This is a genomic window from Nonomuraea roseola (genome assembly GCF_039535395.1).
GTDB lineage: Bacteria > Actinomycetota > Actinomycetes > Streptosporangiales > Streptosporangiaceae > Nonomuraea > Nonomuraea roseola.
This window is the reverse complement of record NZ_BAAAXC010000015.1, coordinates 3,682,898-3,698,914: the sequence shown is the minus strand read 5'-3', so window position 1 is coordinate 3,698,914 and position 16,017 is coordinate 3,682,898. Positions and strand designations below refer to the sequence as shown.

Below are 16,017 nucleotides of genomic sequence, written 5' to 3'. Positions count from 1 at the left end.
AGGCTCGTTTGCTGTCCTATGTGAGCAGGCACCGCGTTTTCGTCACCGCCTTCGCGCTGGGCGCGTTGCTGCGGTTGATCGCCATGCTCGGCTACAGCCCCGCCATGTGGTTCAACGACTCCTACGAGTACGTCTCGGTGGCGCTGCATCCCAGGCCGAGCGCTGTCAGACCCGACGGCTACAGCTTCTGGCTGATGCTTCTGCAGCCCTTCCACAGCTTCACCCTGGTCGTCTTCACCCAGCACCTCATGGGCCTGGCCACCGGTGTGCTGATCTACGCGCTGCTGCGCAGGAAGTTCGCGCTGCCCAAGTGGGGCGCGACGCTGGCGGCCGTCCCCGTGCTGTTCGACGCCTACCAGATCCAGCTCGAGCAGCTGGTGATGTCCGACACGATGTTCACGCTGCTGGTGGTGGGCGTCATCACGCTCGTGCTCTGGCACCGGCGCATGTCGTGGAAGGTCGGCGCGGTCGTCGGGTTCCTGCTGGCGCTCACCGCGCTGACCCGCTCGATCGGCCTGCCGATCCTCGGGCTCGTGGTCGTCTACATGCTGATCAAGCGCACCGGCTGGAAGCCGATCGTCGCGATGGTCACCGCCTGCGCGCTCCCGGTCGTGGCCTACATGAGCTGGTTCTACGTCACTTTTGGCAAATTCGCCATGACCAACAGCGACGGGCTCATCCTCTACATGCGTGTGTCGATCTTCGCCGACTGCGCCAAGATGGACCTCGACCTGCCCCGCGAGCTGCCGCTGGCGTTCATGTGCATCGAGGAGCCCGTCAACAAGCGGGTCAGCTACGCCCAGTGGTACCTGTGGGGCACCGGCAGCGGCAACGGCAACGCCGGTGGCGAGGTGCTGCACCGCCTGCCCGGCAAGGTGAAGTTCGACGACTTCAAGAACGAGGTGGCCAGCGAGTTCGCCAAGCGGGCGATCCTGGCCCAGCCGGGCGACTACCTCCAGGTCGTCGCGCGCGACTTCATGCGCGCCTTCAACTGGGGCAGGCCGCGCTTCCCCGACGAGGCGACCTTCCAGCAGTACCAGTTCAAGCCCTACTACGACCTCGACGCCGAGGGGAAGCCCAAGCGGCTGCCGAAGTGGGCGACCGTGGGCGGCAGGGCCGACACCGACGCGTTCATGTACGAGCAGGGCCCCGCCGAGACCAGGATCGTCCACCCGTGGGCCGACATCATGAGCGCCTACCAGAAGGTGTTCTACCTTCAGGGTGTCATGCTCGGCGGCATCCTGCTCGTGGGCCTGGCCGGGGTGGTCGTCAGGTGGCGCAGGCTGGGCGGCCCCGTGCTGCTGCCGTGGCTGGGGGCGTTCGGGCTGATACTGGCGCCGGCCGCCACGGCCGAGTTCGACTACCGCTATCTGCTGCCTGCCGTACCTCTGGCGTGCATGGCGGCGGCGATCACGCTCAGGCACGGCGTCAAGCTGCGCCGCCGCGCGGCGGTCACACCCACGAGCGCATCAGCATCCGAGCCCACCACTGTGAGTACGTGACCGTCTCGGCGCTCAGCACCGGGTAGAGCCAGCCGAAGTTGATCAGCACGACCAGCGCGGACGCGCCGACGACGGCCGCGCCCGCGGCCCTCCTGACCGGTGGCGCGTCAGCGGGGCCGAGGATGAGCCCGGCCGCGAGCACGATCGCCAGCACCATGAACGGCACGATGGGGGCCATGTAGAACAGGTACATCGTCCTGTTGTCGGCGATCGCGTAGTAGAACCACGGCAGCCAGCCCGCGCCGTAGGTGAGCAGCACCGCCCCCGCGCGCCAGTCGCGGCTGGCGACGTACCACGCGATGATCGCCAGCAGGGCGAGCACCGCCAGGTACCACAGGGCGGGCGTGCCGACCCCGAGCACCGCCGAGGAGCACTTGTCCGCCCCGCAGCCCGTCGGCGGCGGGTTCGAGGGGTAGTAGAAGGACACGGGCCGCTGCAGGAGCGGCCACTGCCACGGCTCCGACTGGTAGGGATGCGACTTCTCCATGCCGGTGTGGAAGCTCAGTACCTGGATCTGGTAGCTCAGCCACGACCGCAGCGAGTCGAAGACGAAGAAGGCGGGCCCCGCGCTCGTGGCCTGCTCCCAGTTGCGCCCCCAGCCCTCCGCCTTCACGAACCAGCCGGTCCAGCCGGCCATGTGGACCACCGCGGGGGCCAGCGCCAGCGCGCCGAGCGCGCCGTTCAGGTCCCGCAGGACCACCCCCCTGTACGGCTGCCGCAGCCCGAGCGCCCTTCGCGCCCCCGCGTCCCACAGCAGCGACATGACGGCGAAGGCGATCAGGAAGAAGACGCCCGACCACTTGACCGCGCACGCCGCCCCCAGGCATACCCCCGCCGCCAGCCGCCACGGTCTGAGGCCCAGCCCCGGACCCGTCGGCGTGGGCAGGGAGCGCTCGTACCAGTCGGACAGCCGCTGCCTAGCCTGGTCCCTGTCGACCACCAGGCAGGCGAAGGCGGCCAGCACCCAGAACATCAGGAAGATGTCGAGCAGCGCGTTGCGGGAGAGCACGAAGTGCAGCCCGTCCATCGCGAGCAGCAGGCCCGCCAGGCAACCCAGCATCGTGGAGCGGGTCATCCTGCGCGCGACCCTGGCGAGGATCAGGATCGACAGGGCGCCCACCAGCGCGCCGGCGAAGCGCCAGCCGAAGGGGTTCATGCCGAACAGCCACTCGCCCGCCGCGATCATCCACTTGCCCAGCGGCGGGTGCGCGACGTACTCCGCGCAGTCCTCCACCGCCGGGCACTTCTTCCAGAAGTCGAGATCGCCCGCGATGATCATCTTGTCGGCGACGGGATTCTTCTCGTCGCCGAGCGCCACCCGCTCCACGCCGAACGTGAGCAGCGCGTAGGCGTCCTTGATGTAGAACGTCTCGTCGAAGACGACGGCGTGCGGTTCGCCCAGCCGGAAGAAACGAAGGAACGCCCCGAAAGCGGTGACCAGCAAGGGCCCCACCCATCCCCATAACGTGTCAACCGGCATGGGGGGAACTAGTCGCCTATTGAGCACCTTCGGCACTTTATGGCGTTGGCGATCTCCTGTGAACCGCGTCATACAGTTCTCGTTTGGCCATGCCCGACTCCTTGGCGACGTCGACCACGGCCTGCTTGCGCTGTACTCCGCCGGCCACTCTCCTGTCGACCTCGGCGACGAGTTCGTCGATGTCAGGGGGCCCCTCGTCGGGCACGTGACCGGCGACGACCACGGTGATCTCGCCCTTGACGCCGCCGGCCGCCCAGTCGGCCAGCTCGGCGAGCCCGCCGCGCCGCACCTCCTCGTAGGTCTTGGTCAGCTCGCGGCAGACGGCGGCCTGCCGGTCGGGGCCGAAGGCCTCGGCCATCGCGCGCAGCGCCGCCTCCAGGCGGTGCGGGGCCTCGAAGAAGACCATCGTGCGCTCCTCGGCGGCCAGCGCGCCGAGCTTGCGGGAGCGCTCACCCGCCTTGCGCGGAGGGAAGCCCTCGAAGCAGAAGCGGTCACTGGCCAGCCCCGAGACGGCCAGCGCGGTGGTGACAGCCGAGGGGCCCGGCAGCGCGGTGACCGTGATGCCCGCCTCGACGGCCAGGCTGGTCAGCCGGTAGCCGGGGTCGGAGACGCCGGGCATGCCCGCGTCGGTGATCACCAGGACCGTCCTGCCGTCCTTGAGCGACTCGAGCAGCTCGACCGCGCGGGCGGCCTCGTTCTGGTCGTAGTAGGACACGACGCGGCCGCCGATCTCGGCGCCGAGATCGTTGGCCAGCCTCCGCAGCCGCCTGGTGTCCTCGGCCGCCACCACATCGGCGCTCTCGAGCGCCTCGCGTAGTCTCGGTGACACGTCGCCGACCTGCCCGATCGGCGCGCCCGCCAGCACCAGCCTGCCCTGTTCTCTCACCTGACCATTGTGTCAGGCAGCCCTAAATGGGCGGTGTTTCTTACGTAACTACCGCGTTGGGGCCCCTACGATGTCCGAATGGCCGTGACCGACTTCTCGCACAAGGCCTTCTCCGAGCCGGAGGGCGAGCCCGAGCGTTCCCTACGCGACAGGCTGATCCCCGCCATGCCCGGCAGCGCCCTGTGGGGATGGGTCGGACCGCTGCTCGTGGCCCTGTTCGGGGCGGTGCTGCGCTTCGTCGACCTCGGCAGGCCCAAGGCCGTGGTCTTCGACGAGACCTATTACATGAAGGACGCCTACTCCCTGCTCACCTGGGGGGTCGAGCGCGTCACGGTCAAGGACGCCGACAAGCTCATCCTCGCCGGCGACAGCGGCGGCATCTGGAAGCAGTGCGCGGCCGACAAGATCGGCGAGTGCGCCTCCTACGTCGTCCACCCGCCGCTGGGCAAGTGGATGATCGCGGCGGGCGAGTGGATGTTCGGGCTCAACCCGTTCGGCTGGCGGGCGGCCGCCGCCCTCGTCGGCGCGCTGTCCATCCTGATCATCGCCAGGGTCGCGCGCAGGATGACCCGCTCCACGCTCCTGGGCTGCTTCGCCGGGCTGATGCTCGCGCTCGACGGGCTGGCGTTCGTGCTCTCCCGTACAGCGCTGCTCGACATCTTCCTGATGTTCTGGGTGCTGGCCGGGTTCGCCTGCCTGATCGTCGACAGGGACAGAGCCAGGTCGCGACTGGTCGACTGGTACGAGACCTCGACGCTGTCCGCCAGGGGGCCCTATCTCGGCGCCAGGCCGTGGCGGCTGGCGGCGGGCCTGTGCCTGGGCGCGGCCTGCGCGGTCAAGTGGTCGGGCATCTTCTTCCTCGTCGCCTTCGCGATCATGTCGCTGGTCTGGGACATGGGCGCGCGCAAGGCGGTCGGGCTGCGCAAGCCGTACGCGGGGGCCTTCGAGAAGGACGTGCCCACCGGGCTGCTGGCGATGGCGCTGGTGCCCGCGATCACTTACGTCGCCTCGTGGACGGGCTGGTTCGCCACCGCCACCGGCTACGGCCGCAACTGGACCGAGGCGACCTCGCAGGGGCCCGCCTACTTCGTGGTCAACTCGATCGGCTCGTGGATCGACTACCACCTCCAGGTGCTGGGCTTCCACAACCAGCTCGACTCCACCCACCCCTACCTGTCCGAGCCGTGGTCGTGGCCGCTGCTGCTGCGGCCCGTCGCCTTCTTCTACGAGGGCAGGCAGAACGTCTGCGGCGTGAAGGACTGCTCGGAGGCGGTGCTCGGGGTCGGCACCCCCGTCATCTGGTACGGCGCGCTGGCCGCCCTGATCGCGATGGTGGCCTGGTACGTCTCGACCCGCGACTGGCGGGCGGGCGCCGTCCTGCTGGCCTACCTGATGGGCTGGCTCCCCTGGTTCTACTGGGCGATCGCCGACAACAGGACGATGTTCCTGTTCTATGCCGCCCCGATGGTGCCGTTCATGGTGCTCGCCCTTACGCTGGCGGCGGGGCTGATCATCGGCCCCTCGACCGCCTCGCCGTCCCGGCGGATGGTCGGGGCGGCCATCACCGGCGCCTTCGCACTGCTCGCACTGATCAACTTCGGCTGGCTGTACCCCGTCCTGGCGGGCGAGGTGATCCCCTATGTCGATTGGAACGCCCGCATGCTGTTCAAGTCACGGTGGATATGAGCCGGGTTACCGGCCGCTTAGCCACGGTTTCGTAGGGTAGGCGCTGTGCAAGACCCAATACGCACCGGTTTCGGTCATCGTCAGGGCTGGGGTCCATACGGCAAACTTCGAGGCATGCCTGCACCGGACGTGGCCGCACTCCTCCTGGAATTGGAGCGCTCCGAGCCCGAGGTGGCCGACGAGGCCAGAACCGCGGTGGAGTGGCTGACCGGCGGCGAGCCGCTGGAGACGGTCACTCAACTCGACGTGTGCGAATTCCTCTGGTACACCCTGCCGATCAAGGTCGACGGTTCGTGGGAACGGATCGCCGACGCGCTCGGGCGGCTGCTTCGCCTCGGCGGCCTCGACCGATATGCCGCTTTGTGCGTCTCCTCGACGACGCACGAGATCCTGCGCACCTACGAGCGCGAGGGCGAGGAGGCGGGCACCGCCGCCTACCAGCGGGCGCTCGAGGCCACGGGCGTACTCCCTCCTGACGTGCCCGAGCTGCAGTGGAGCACGATCATGGGCCCGGAGGAGCTGGGCGCGCACGTGGCCTGCTCCGCGGCGCTGGAGCTGGCCATGCTGACGGGCGCCGAGTTCGACGGCCAGGTCGGCCTCACCAGGCGCTGGCTGACCGAGGCCAGGCCGGAGCTGGGCGGCGACAGCTGGCTGCACAGGGTGCAGGGCGAGCGGCTCAACCGCTGGGTGCTGGGCAGGGGGCCGGCCAGGCGCGAGCTGGCCCAGCCCTTCGAGGTACGGCTGCACGCCCCCGTGCCCGCCGAGCCGCTGCCCGCGTTGCAGGGCCTGCTCGCGCTGGCGGCCTCCGAGGAGGGCGTGCCGCTGCGCCTGCCCCCTTCACCCGAGGCGGTCGCGCTGCGCGAGCTGGCCGAGCACTCACTGGGGGCGATCCGCGGGTTCGGCACCCGCCTGGTGATCACCGCCGAGGGCAGGAAACTGCTCGGCTCGCCCGATCTGCTGTGGGAGACGGCGACAGGGTTGCTCCTGGCACCAGGAGATCACGAGCTGTCGGTGTCGGCGGGCGAGGCGGCGCTGCTGCTGCTGGCCTCCGGCGACCCGATGCCGTGGCCCACGCTCTGCGCGCGGGTCTCCGAGGTGATCGGCGGCGAAGGATGGCGGCCCGACGACGTCGCGGGCACCCTGGCGACGCTCCTGCGCCAGATCACCGCGTTGGGGCTGGGCGTCAACCTCGAAGGAACCATCCGGTTGACGCCGGTCGGGCAGTCAGCGGCGCTGGCCGCCCTGAGGGCGCACGCGCTGCGCCCACGCAAGTACGTCAGCGTCTAAATGTCCTTTCTGCGGGCAGTGGGGTCCCGTGTCGGATCCCACTCCCCCAGGCGCTGGCGCCGCGTCCCTGCCGGACCCGCCCACCGCCGCCGCCCCCCGCCCGACGGACGGCGCGCCCCGTCTCCCCGCTTCGGCGGGTGCCCCGCGACGGGATCCCCGAACTCCATGGCCTAACCCGTTCGTCTTCGGGTTCGTCGGAGCCCTCGGCGTGCTCACCGCGTGGCTGCTGGTCCAGGCGATCGCCACGGCCGGCTCCATGCTGCTGCTGATCGTCGTGTCGCTGTTCCTGGCGATCGGGCTCAACCCTGCGGTGGAGTTCCTGATGGCGCACAGCTTCTCCAAGCCTCTGGCGATCACCGTCGTGTTCCTGGGCGTGATCCTGGTCTTCATCGGCTCGGGGGTCGCGCTGGTGCCTCCGCTGACCGAGCAGAGCGGCGAGTTCGCGCAGCGCATCCCCGGCTACGTCCGCCAGTTACAGTCCAACCCGACCATTCGCGACCTGGACGAACGCTTCCAGCTCCTCCAGCGGGTGGTGGAGTACGTCAGCAGCGGCGCGTTCGGCTCCCAGCTGTTCGGCGGGCTGCTCGGCTTCGGTCAGGTCGTCATCGGGGCGATCTTCAACGCGCTGACCGTGCTGGTCCTGGCCCTGTACTTCCTCGGGTCGATGGCGACGATGAAGGAGGCGGGCTACCGGCTGGTCCCCAGGTCACGCAGGGAGCGCACCAGGCTGCTTGGCGACGCGATCATCGAGAAGATCGGCGGGTACGTCGCGGGCAACCTGATCATCTCGCTGATCGCGGGACTCACCACGTTCTTCTTCCTGATGATGCTGCGCGTTCCCTACGCGCTCGCGCTGGCCATGATCGTGGCGGTGACGGACCTGATCCCCCTGGTCGGCGCGTTCATCGGCGCGGTGGTCGCCTCGGCGGTCGGCTTCTTCGTCTCCGTCCCCGTGGGCATCGGGTGTGTGATCTTCTTCATCGTCTACCAGCAGATCGAGAACTACGTGATCGCGCCGCGCATCATGCTGTCGTCGGTGGACGTGCCGCCTGTCGTCACCATCGTCGGCGCGCTCATCGGCGGCGCCCTGCTGGGTGTGATCGGGGCGCTGCTCGCCATCCCGCTCGCCGCGGCGCTGCTGATCATCATCCGCGAGGTGGTGCATCCCCGGCAGGAACGGGCCTGACGAAGCCGGCGAAGGCCACCACGTTGGCGAGGTAGCCGTCCGCGTCGGGGTCGAACTCCCCTCCGCAGGTGATCAGGCGGAGCTCGGGCGCGTCCGTCGGGCCGTACACCCTTCTGGTGGGGAAGGAGCGCTTGGCGAAGACCTCGACGCTGTCGACGGCGAAGACGGCGGCCGAGCCGTCGCTGCGGTGCAACCGGATCTCGTCGCCGGGCTTCAGCTCACCGAGACGGTAGAAGACGGCGGTGCCCTCCTTCGTGTCGACGTGGCCGTAGATCGTCGCAGGGCCGCGCTCGCCGGGGCTGACGCCGTCGGCGTACCAACCGGCCAGCTCGGGGCGGTCGAGTGGCGGGACCTCGACCTTGCCGTCGCTCTGCAGGTCGAGCCTGGTGAGTTGGGCGTCGACGCCGATGGCCGGAATCTGGATGCGCTCGGGGACGCTGCGCCGCATGATGACGTTCGACTGCCTCGACCGCGACCCCACGCCTTCGGCCGCGCTCTCGTCGGGCGCGGGCGGAGGCGCGTAGCGCCTGTTGGCGCAGGAGTCGAAGGCCAGCGCCACGGCGACCGCCAGGAACACGTAGGCGATCGTCCTCGCCGGGCTAGAGGCCCGCACGGCGGCGACGAAGGAACAGCGCGCCCCCGCCGATGGCGGCGGCGGCCAGCACGCCCACGCCCGCGCTCACCGCGGGGCTCACCGCGCGCATCGCGGTGCCTCCCGCTCCCGTCTCCACCCCGCCGTAGGGGTAGTCGTCCTCGACGACCAGCCAGGTGTCGTTGAGCGGGGGCCCGTCGGGGCCGCACTGCCCGTGGACGGCGTACCTGCCAGGCTCCTCGTCGACCAGCAGGTCGACGTCCTCCTCCCCGTCCAGCTCCACCTCGCCGAACGCCTCCGACTCGACGAAGGCGTGATCGTGGTCGTCGCAGTCGAGGGTGATGCTGACCTCGCCGCCCGGCTCCACCCACTGCGGCGTGACGGTGATGTCGCCGCCGAAGGGCAGGATGGGTGTGGCCGTCGCGGGCGCGGCCAGGAGAAGGGCACCGGCGCACACGGCCGTCGCGAGTACCGAACGCACGTCTTTCCGCCTCCTTGATCAAATACGCCCGGTACGTTCCCCGTGATCTTTCAGCCCAGCGCCAACGTTCGCCCATGCTTGCTTGCCCCAGGGCCGCGCGAGGGAGGCGGATCCCTCTCAAGAGTGAGTCGGAGGATCGCCCGCTCCGGCGATCACACAGAGGCGCCGTTTCGCGAGGATTCTCGGCATGAAGAAGTTCGCGTTCATCGCCGCCCCCCTGTTCGTTCTCGCCTACGGCATCTTCCGCTTCCTCGACGGCCTGGACGGCGAGCGCGGCCCAGGATTCGCCTGGACCGCCGGCCACCTGGCCTTCCTCGCCGCCCTTGCGCTGTTCGTCCCGATCTTTCTGGAGCTGCGCCGCATGGCGGGCAAGGGAGCGCTCGCCACGACCGGCGTCGTGTTCGGCTTCGTCGGAATCACCGCCGTGGCCACCCAGTTCGTCATCGACATCGTCGTCGGCTTCGTCTCCGCCGACCACGCGGCGATGGGCGAGCACTTCGACAGGATCCAGTCGATCCCTGGCATCGAGATCGCGATCTACACCGGCCTGCCGTTCCTGTTCTACCTCGCCCAGATCTCCCTGATCGTTCAGCTGGCCGCGCAGCGCAAGGTCAGGGCCTGGACCCCCGTGCTCGTCGTGCTCGACTTCGCCCTGCCGACCATCGAGCGTGACTTCATCCCGCTCGGCGCCATCTGCCTGCTGATCTCCTTCTACCCGCTGGCCCGCCAGGCCGGCCGCAGGTCAGCCCACGCTCTGGCCGCTTAGCCGCCTGGGCCTCATCCGTGAGACGCCCACCCCGACCAGGCAGAGCAGGCCGCCCAGCAGGGTCAGCCACCCAGGCACCTCCCCCAGCGCCACCCATGACATCAGCACCACGAGTGCGGGAGTCACGTACGTGGTGGCGCCCATCTTCCCCGACGTCGTCCTGGCCAGGGCATAGGCCCAGGTGGTGAAGGCCAGGGCGGTCGGGAAGACACCCAGGTAGACCACGTTCAGCGTGGCTCCCAGCGAGGCCGTGGAGGCCTCCGCGACCAGCTGGCCGGCGAACGGCAGGCACGCCACCGTGCCGACCACGCAGCCGAACGTCGTCACCTGCAGGGCGCTGGCGTGACGCAGAGCGGGCTTCTGGAAGACGACGCCGACGCCGTACGAGACGGCCGCCAGCAGGCACAGCAGCACCCCCGCCACCGACGAGCTCCCTCCCTCGGACATCGACAGCCCGACGACCGCCGCGCCCGCGAACGACACCGCGAGGCCGGCGAAGAGCGCACGAGGGAAACCCTCCTTGAGCAGCCAGCCGCCGAGGAGGGCGATGACGACGGGGCCGATGTTGACCACCATGGCCGCGGTGCCCGCGTCGACGAGCTGCTCACCCCAGTTGAGGGCCACCATGTAGAGCCCGAACCACAGCACGCCTGAGCCGAGGATGCCCGGCCAGGCCGCTCTCGGCGGGAACCCTCCGCCTCGCGCCAGCCAGATGACCACGAGGACGGCCGACCCGGCCAGGAGCCGCCCGAGCGCGAGCGCGCCAGGACTGTATTCCGCCCCCGCGCTGCGGATCGCCACGAAGGCCGAAGCCCAGAGCACCACCGTGATTCCGGCTGCCGCCAGAGCCTTCGTTTCCATGCCGCCCACCTTAGTGTCCAGCACCGACACTCCACACCACCGTCTCAGACAGATGTATTGCACATGTGTGTGAGACGCGTGTATGGTCGAGGAAACCTCACCAAGGAGTCCGCATGAACGTCCTGATCTCCGGCGCCGGCATCGCAGGCACCGCCCTGGCCTACTGGCTGCGCCGTCACGGCTGCACCCCGACCGTCGTCGAGCGGGCGCCCGCGATCCGCGAAGGCGGCTACAAGATCGACATTCGAGGAGCGGCGCTGGAGGTCATCACGCGCATGGGCCTCCTCGAGGCGGTCCGCCGCGAGCGCACCGACGTGCGGGGCGGCTCGATCGTCAACGCGGCGGGCAGGCGGGTGGCCAGCATGGACGGCGACACCTTCGGCGGCAGGACGGGCGAGGACGCGGAGATCCTGCGGGGCGACCTCAACCGCCTCATCTACGACCTCACCAGGGACGAGGTCGACTACCTCTTCGACGACGCCATCGCCTCGCTCGCCGACGGCCCCGACGGGGTCGACGTCGTCTTCGACAGCGGCAGGAAGGCCCGCTACGACGTGGTGGTCGGCGCGGACGGGCTGCACTCCCACACCCGCGCGCTGGCCTTCGGGCCCGAGGAGCGGTTCGTCCACGACATGGGGTACCACGTCTCGATCTTCAGCGTCCCGAACCACCTCGGCCTCGACCGGTGGGAGCTCACCTACGTGGGCGCCGGCCGTACGGCCCTGACCTACAGCACCGCCAAGGACACGGGGGCGAAGGCGATGTTCCTGTTCGCCGCGGACGGCGACGCCTTCGACCGCCGTGACCGCGCCCAGCAGCAGCGGCGGCTGGCCGACGCCTACAAGGACGAAGGGTGGGAGGTCCCCGAGCTGCTGCGCGGCATGGCCGACGCCGAGGACTTCTACTTCGACACGCTCAGCCAGGTGCGCATGGACCGCTGGTCCACCGGCAGGGTCACCCTGGTCGGCGACGCCGCCTACTGCGCCTCACCGGCATCGGGGCAGGGCACCAGCCTGGCGCTGGTCGGCGCGTACGTCCTGGCGGGCGAGCTCGCCTCGGCGGACGGCGACCACGCGAAGGGCTTCGACCGATACGAGAGCGAGCTGCGGCACTTCGCCGAGGAGAACCAGAAGCTCGGCCCCAAGAACATCAGGCAGATGGTGATGGGAAGCAGGGCGCAGGTCTGGTTCGCGATGACGATGCTGTCGCTCATGGCGCGCCTGCCCGGCAAGGACCGCTTGGCCGCCAAGGTCGTCGAGCCGATCCACCGAGCCGCTACCGCGATCTCCCTGAAGAGCTACGAGCGATGACGAAGGCGGCCGGCACAGCCCTGCGGGCCGACTCGCGCCCGAAGGTGCGGTGCTCCACCAGCGTCAGGCCGCACGACTCGAGGAAGGCCGCGGCCCTGGTCCGCGCCGGCGGGGTGGTGTCGATCCCGAACGTGAACGGCTCGCCGACGATCTTGACCGCGGTCCTGGCGTAGCGCATGATCAGCGCGCCGTCCCCGAGCACCGCCGAGGAGAAGTAGTCGAGGGCGACGGTGCCGCCGACCCCCGCGATCCCCCGCAACGTGCTCTCGACCGCCTGCCTGTCCAGGTACATCGTCACCGACTCCCACAGGAAGAAGCTCGGCCTGCCCGGGTCGAAGCCCGCCTCGACCAACTGCTCGAGCCAGTCGTCCTTCTCGAAGTCCGCGGGCACGAACACGACGCCCGCCGTGTCGACCCCCGCCCTCCTCAGCGCCTCCCGCTTGAACGCCTGGGACCTCGGCGTGTCGATCTCGAAGCACCGCATCGGCCGCAGGTACCCGCGGGTGTCGAGCCCCGCGCCGAGAACGACCACCTGATCGCCGAGACGCGGTGCGAGCGCCTGGTCGAAGAAGGTCGTCCTGGCGGCGGGCTGGTGATGGATCGGCGGCACGCCGGGGTAGGGATAGCGATAGATCCTCGGGACGTACCCCGTCAGCCGGTGCCCGACCAGCGTGGGGTTGGTCGCCAGCCTGAGCCCCCACGGAGAGACGTTGGGCAGCACGGCCATCAACCTGTCGCACGGCTCGTCGCGCCTGGTGCCCAGCCTGTGCTGCATCCACCGGGTGTAGAAGGAGGCGAGCACCGTGGCCGACACGCCGGTCCTGCGGGTGTGGAGCAGCAGCCTGACCACCCAGAGCAGGTAGCCGAGGACCGCGGGCGGCAGCAGGACCACCTGCACCAGGCGGAAGACGACGGGTGCGAGCGCGCCACGCGCGAACTCGCCCATGTGCATGACACCTCCAGAGACCGCGCTCCTGCCAGGCTAACCCCCGCCCCTGCGGGTGTACCGGCCATCGCCGTCACCGGCTAGTGGTGGAGCTGGCGGGTGATGGAGGGGTCGCTGATGGCGGCGTCCGCGGCCAGCAGGAACGCCTTGGACAGGATGACCGAGAGCATGCCGCCACCCTCCTCGAACGGCAGCAGGACGTGGTCCGCGCCTCTGCGCGGGACGATGCACAGGTAGGCGTCGTTCGGCTCCATCAGGATGTTGCCCGAGCCGAGGTGGATCCTGTACGTGCGAAGGTCGCCTCTCACTCGGAGGAAGCGGTCGGTCAGTTCGAGCCGGTCGGCGATGGCCAGGCGGGGTGCCAGCCTGGCCAGGGCGTCACGGCGGACCTGAGCGGTCTCGGTGAGGTCGCCGAAGCCGTAGGACAGCCAGTAGTCGCCCCGGCCTTCGGGATCAAGGCCGGTGGAGGTCACGCCGACGGCCAGGTCGGCGTCGCGCATCGCCTCCGACAGCACCAGCGGCGGCACCTCCGTCAGCGGAATGGCGCGCCCCCGCTCGTCGGCGAAGCGGATGTCTCCGCTGACGCAGAGCGAGGCGGTGCCGTAGCCGTCGCGCTCGGCGGCATCCGGGTCGAGGTGGAACTGCCAGCGAGCGCTCAGACCCGGGAGCTCCTTGACGGCCTCGCCGTAGTGGTGGCCGCCCTCGCCGGACCAGTGGCCCAGGGACGGTCCGGTCCAGCCGCGTTCGGTGAGCAGCGCCTTGGCCTGGCCGTACTTGAGCATGTGGGCGGCGAAGCGCAGCGAATGGTCGCCGGTGCGCTCCTCCGCGGGCGTGAGCAGGTAGACCTCGCGGAAGGCCTGCTTGAACGGCTGCCGCAGGCCGATCGCGAGGACGTGGTCGCGCCAGGCCCGCACGTCGTCCACGGCGGCGAAGAGGGGATGCCACAGCTTCACCCGGGTGTCGGGGAGGGGCTGGACGCGCCGTCCCGTCGGGTCCGTGAGCTCCCAGCCGTCGGCGGCCTGGGCGGGGAGTCCGGCGGGGCCGTCCAGGATCTCCCAGATCAGCGCCCTACCGTACGTGCCGGTCACCGGGTGGTCGAGGTAGTAGGCGCAGATGTCGCGCCAGCGCCAGATCCGCTCGGCGGCCAGGGCGCGCTCGACCCTGAAGCGCTCGGCGGGCAGCGCCTTCTTCAACTCCTTGGCGGTGGCCTTGAGCTCGGCCAGCAGCTCGCCATGGGCGGAGCTCACGGCCTTGGGTATCGTCTTGCGGACCCTGCCGCCCTCGTCGACGAAGGCGATGACGCCGTCGGCGGTCAGGCGCAGGCCGTGCTCGGTGCGGGTGCCGTCGGGGCCGAGGCCGAAGGACGGGACTGTCCTGTCCAGGAGCTGCTCGGGCGACAGGCCGGCCTGCTCGGCCACCGTGTCCAGGGTCCTGGCCACGAGCGCGAGGATGCTCTTCCTTCTGACCTTCGCCTGCACCTTGGCGAGCTGGGCGACCACCTCCAGGCCGCCGCGCCTGGCCAGCACGCCGATGGCGGCGTTGGCCGTCCGCTCGTTGCGCGAGTTGGGGCCCGAGCCGCCCATGCCGATGCCGGTGGCGACGGCCACGTCGCCGAGCAGCGCCGTCACCCACGGCTCGTCGACCAGCTCGCAGGTCCACACCATGCCGCGCACCAGGACGGCGGTGCACTCGTGGAAGTAGGTGAGCGCCGAGTACCCGTGGTGATGCCCCGCGACCTGCTCGCGGTAGCCGGGGACACGACCCAGCACGTCTCTGAGGAGGGTGACGGCGTCGGGCGTGACGAGCGCCGCGGCCTGCTCGAGCCAGGCCGCGTCGGGCCTGGGCTTCGTGGCCGTGGTCCAGTGCCTCAGCAGGGGCAGCGCTTCGGGAGCGCCGAGCCTGGCCGCGTACTCCTGGCGCAGGAGCGCGGCGAACGCGTCGAAGTCCTCGATGAGGCTGAGAGCGGCGGCCTCCGGGGTGTCCGCGTGGTCGGCCAGCAGGTGGTCGATGAGGCGTTTGACCGACTCGGTCACCCGCCACGGCTCCTTGGTCAGATCGGCCTTGGCCTGTCGTAACGGAGCGACGTAAGGCTCGCGCTCGGCGACCGTCAGCTGTCTGGTCGCGGCGAGGGGCAGCCGGTAGAGGTCCGAGGGCGGGCCGTGGACGCCCGTCGGGGTGACGGCAACGCGCCACAGCAGCTCCAGCTCCGCGGCGCTCCAGCGGGGATCGCGCCTGAGCACCGGGGTGAAGACGCTGGTCAGCGCCCGGTGATACTGGCCCTTTGCCAGGCCGAGGTGCAGGCGGAGCTGGCCCCACAAGCCGAGGGCGCGCCACTCGGCACCGGTGAACCCCTTCGCCAGCCGCCCCATCGGCGTGTCGGCCAGCTTCACCTCCCACGGCACGTGGGCGTCAGGGTCGAAGACCGCGTCGAGCCGCTCGAACACGTCGAACGCCGCCTCGTCGAGGCAGTCGAGCCAGGCTCGCTGTGCGGGAGGCAGCTCGTCGAGAATCGCCACGTCAGCCTCCCACCAGCGCCACGAGCTTGACGAAGGAGACCACGGGATCGCCCGTCAGCTCGATCTCCTCGTCGAGATCGTCCACCTGGCGATCGGCGACCAGCAGGATGAACCCGTTGCGGGCGAACGCGGCCTCCGCGGCGTCGGCCTGCCTCTCCCAGTCGAGCTTGCGCGCCGTACGCATGCGGTAGCCGTTCAGCTCGACCTCGGCTTCGTTGGGGCGAACCAGGCCGCGGAAGTGGTGGGAGGGGGCGGCGTTGTGGCGAGCGACCTCCTCACGCACGCGCAGCCGTACGAGCTCCCTTGCGGAGATCCGCTCGGGCAGCACGGGCAGGGCGAATTCCTCCAATGCCCTGCCTGTCGCGGTCTCGTCGCGAAAGGTGACCAACGCCATCGGTACGTCCCTTGATCGTCGGGGGGTGACCGCGCCATCTATAGCAACCCGAACCGACAGAACCTCAGGCTCCCGGTCTCAGGGCCAGATGTACGGACAAGAGGATTTTGAGCCCTCACGAGAG

14 protein-coding genes are annotated in these 16,017 nt (G+C 70.0%); 6 read left to right on the top strand and 8 right to left on the bottom strand.

The annotated features are described in order from the left end of the window. The first annotated feature begins 20 nt into the window (after positions 1-20). Positions 21-1,502, top strand: coding sequence for a hypothetical protein (locus ABFX55_RS40930; protein ID WP_346128765.1), 1,482 nt, complete (start codon positions 21-23; stop codon positions 1,500-1,502). Here the strand turns inward: ABFX55_RS40930 and ABFX55_RS40925 are convergent. Beyond that, positions 1,453-2,955: a dolichyl-phosphate-mannose--protein mannosyltransferase gene (locus ABFX55_RS40925; protein ID WP_346128763.1), complete on the bottom strand. Its 1,503-nt coding sequence runs from the start codon at positions 2,953-2,955 to the stop codon at positions 1,453-1,455. The genes ABFX55_RS40930 and ABFX55_RS40925 overlap by 50 nt on opposite strands. 64 nt (positions 2,956-3,019) lie before the next feature. Next, positions 3,020-3,868: a 16S rRNA (cytidine(1402)-2'-O)-methyltransferase gene (rsmI, locus tag ABFX55_RS40920; RefSeq protein ID WP_346128762.1), complete on the bottom strand. Its 849-nt coding sequence runs from the start codon at positions 3,866-3,868 to the stop codon at positions 3,020-3,022. A gap of 78 nt (positions 3,869-3,946) precedes the next feature. Here rsmI and ABFX55_RS40915 point away from each other — a divergent pair, with 78 nt between their 5' ends. The 3 genes from ABFX55_RS40915 to ABFX55_RS40905 all read left to right on the top strand — a co-directional run bounded on the left by ABFX55_RS40915 (position 3,947) and on the right by ABFX55_RS40905 (position 8,027). Continuing rightward, positions 3,947-5,554: a dolichyl-phosphate-mannose--protein mannosyltransferase gene (locus ABFX55_RS40915; RefSeq protein WP_346128761.1), complete on the top strand. Its 1,608-nt coding sequence runs from the start codon at positions 3,947-3,949 to the stop codon at positions 5,552-5,554. A 114-nt stretch (positions 5,555-5,668) separates the two neighbouring features. Beyond that, positions 5,669-6,841 (top strand): hypothetical protein, encoded by a 1,173-nt coding sequence (locus ABFX55_RS40910; RefSeq protein ID WP_346128759.1) that lies wholly within the window; start codon positions 5,669-5,671, stop codon positions 6,839-6,841. A 208-nt stretch (positions 6,842-7,049) separates the two neighbouring features. Beyond that, complete coding sequence (locus ABFX55_RS40905; protein ID WP_346128757.1) at positions 7,050-8,027, top strand: AI-2E family transporter; 978 nt, start codon at positions 7,050-7,052, stop codon at positions 8,025-8,027. On the opposite strand, the gene ABFX55_RS40900 is transcribed toward ABFX55_RS40905, so the two are convergent. Together ABFX55_RS40900 and ABFX55_RS40895 are read right to left on the bottom strand one after the other, a co-directional pair. Next, positions 7,987-8,640 (bottom strand): class F sortase, encoded by a 654-nt coding sequence (locus ABFX55_RS40900; protein ID WP_346128756.1) that lies wholly within the window; start codon positions 8,638-8,640, stop codon positions 7,987-7,989. The genes ABFX55_RS40905 and ABFX55_RS40900 overlap by 41 nt on opposite strands. After that, positions 8,627-9,100, bottom strand: a complete 474-nt coding sequence (locus ABFX55_RS40895) for a hypothetical protein (RefSeq protein WP_346128754.1) — start codon at positions 9,098-9,100, stop codon at positions 8,627-8,629. Before ABFX55_RS40895 ends, ABFX55_RS40900 begins: the two co-directional genes overlap by 14 nt. 187 nt (positions 9,101-9,287) lie before the next feature. Here ABFX55_RS40895 and ABFX55_RS40890 point away from each other — a divergent pair, with 187 nt between their 5' ends. After that, positions 9,288-9,866: a hypothetical protein gene (locus tag ABFX55_RS40890; protein ID WP_346128753.1), complete on the top strand. Its 579-nt coding sequence runs from the start codon at positions 9,288-9,290 to the stop codon at positions 9,864-9,866. On the opposite strand, the gene ABFX55_RS40885 is transcribed toward ABFX55_RS40890, so the two are convergent. Continuing rightward, positions 9,843-10,727, bottom strand: coding sequence for a DMT family transporter (locus ABFX55_RS40885; RefSeq protein ID WP_346128752.1), 885 nt, complete (start codon positions 10,725-10,727; stop codon positions 9,843-9,845). The genes ABFX55_RS40890 and ABFX55_RS40885 overlap by 24 nt on opposite strands. 113 nt (positions 10,728-10,840) lie before the next feature. Between ABFX55_RS40885 and ABFX55_RS40880 the strand changes: the two genes are divergently transcribed. Then, a complete protein-coding gene (locus ABFX55_RS40880) occupies positions 10,841-12,037 on the top strand; it encodes an FAD-dependent monooxygenase (RefSeq protein WP_346128750.1) in 1,197 nt (398 codons plus the stop codon). On the opposite strand, the gene ABFX55_RS40875 is transcribed toward ABFX55_RS40880, so the two are convergent. The 3 genes from ABFX55_RS40875 to ABFX55_RS40865 form a co-directional block, all read right to left on the bottom strand. Then, positions 12,003-12,983: a class I SAM-dependent methyltransferase gene (locus tag ABFX55_RS40875; protein ID WP_346128749.1), complete on the bottom strand. Its 981-nt coding sequence runs from the start codon at positions 12,981-12,983 to the stop codon at positions 12,003-12,005. The two genes, ABFX55_RS40880 and ABFX55_RS40875, sit on opposite strands and share 35 nt — an antisense overlap. 80 nt (positions 12,984-13,063) lie before the next feature. After that, on the bottom strand, positions 13,064-15,499 hold the full coding sequence (locus tag ABFX55_RS40870; RefSeq protein WP_346128747.1) for a DUF4132 domain-containing protein: 2,436 nt from the start codon (positions 15,497-15,499) through the stop codon (positions 13,064-13,066). Position 15,500: 1 nt separating this feature from the next. Further along, entirely contained in the window at positions 15,501-15,893 is a 393-nt protein-coding gene (locus ABFX55_RS40865) for a hypothetical protein (RefSeq protein WP_346128745.1), read from the bottom strand. Between the last annotated feature and the right edge of the window lie 124 nt (positions 15,894-16,017).

Excerpts from the sequence above, each read along its gene's own strand:
- ABFX55_RS40915 (WP_346128761.1), top strand. The coding sequence starts at position 3,947 with ATGGCCGTGACCGACTTCTCGCACAAGGCCTTCTCCGAGCCGGAGGGC.
- ABFX55_RS40910 (WP_346128759.1), top strand. The coding sequence starts at position 5,669 with ATGCCTGCACCGGACGTGGCCGCACTCCTCCTGGAATTGGAGCGCTCC.
- ABFX55_RS40890 (WP_346128753.1), top strand. The coding sequence starts at position 9,288 with ATGAAGAAGTTCGCGTTCATCGCCGCCCCCCTGTTCGTTCTCGCCTAC.
- ABFX55_RS40885 (WP_346128752.1), bottom strand. The coding sequence starts at position 10,727 with ATGGAAACGAAGGCTCTGGCGGCAGCCGGAATCACGGTGGTGCTCTGG.
- ABFX55_RS40880 (WP_346128750.1), top strand. The coding sequence starts at position 10,841 with ATGAACGTCCTGATCTCCGGCGCCGGCATCGCAGGCACCGCCCTGGCC.
- ABFX55_RS40875 (WP_346128749.1), bottom strand. The coding sequence starts at position 12,983 with ATGGGCGAGTTCGCGCGTGGCGCGCTCGCACCCGTCGTCTTCCGCCTG.
- ABFX55_RS40865 (WP_346128745.1), bottom strand. The coding sequence starts at position 15,893 with ATGGCGTTGGTCACCTTTCGCGACGAGACCGCGACAGGCAGGGCATTG.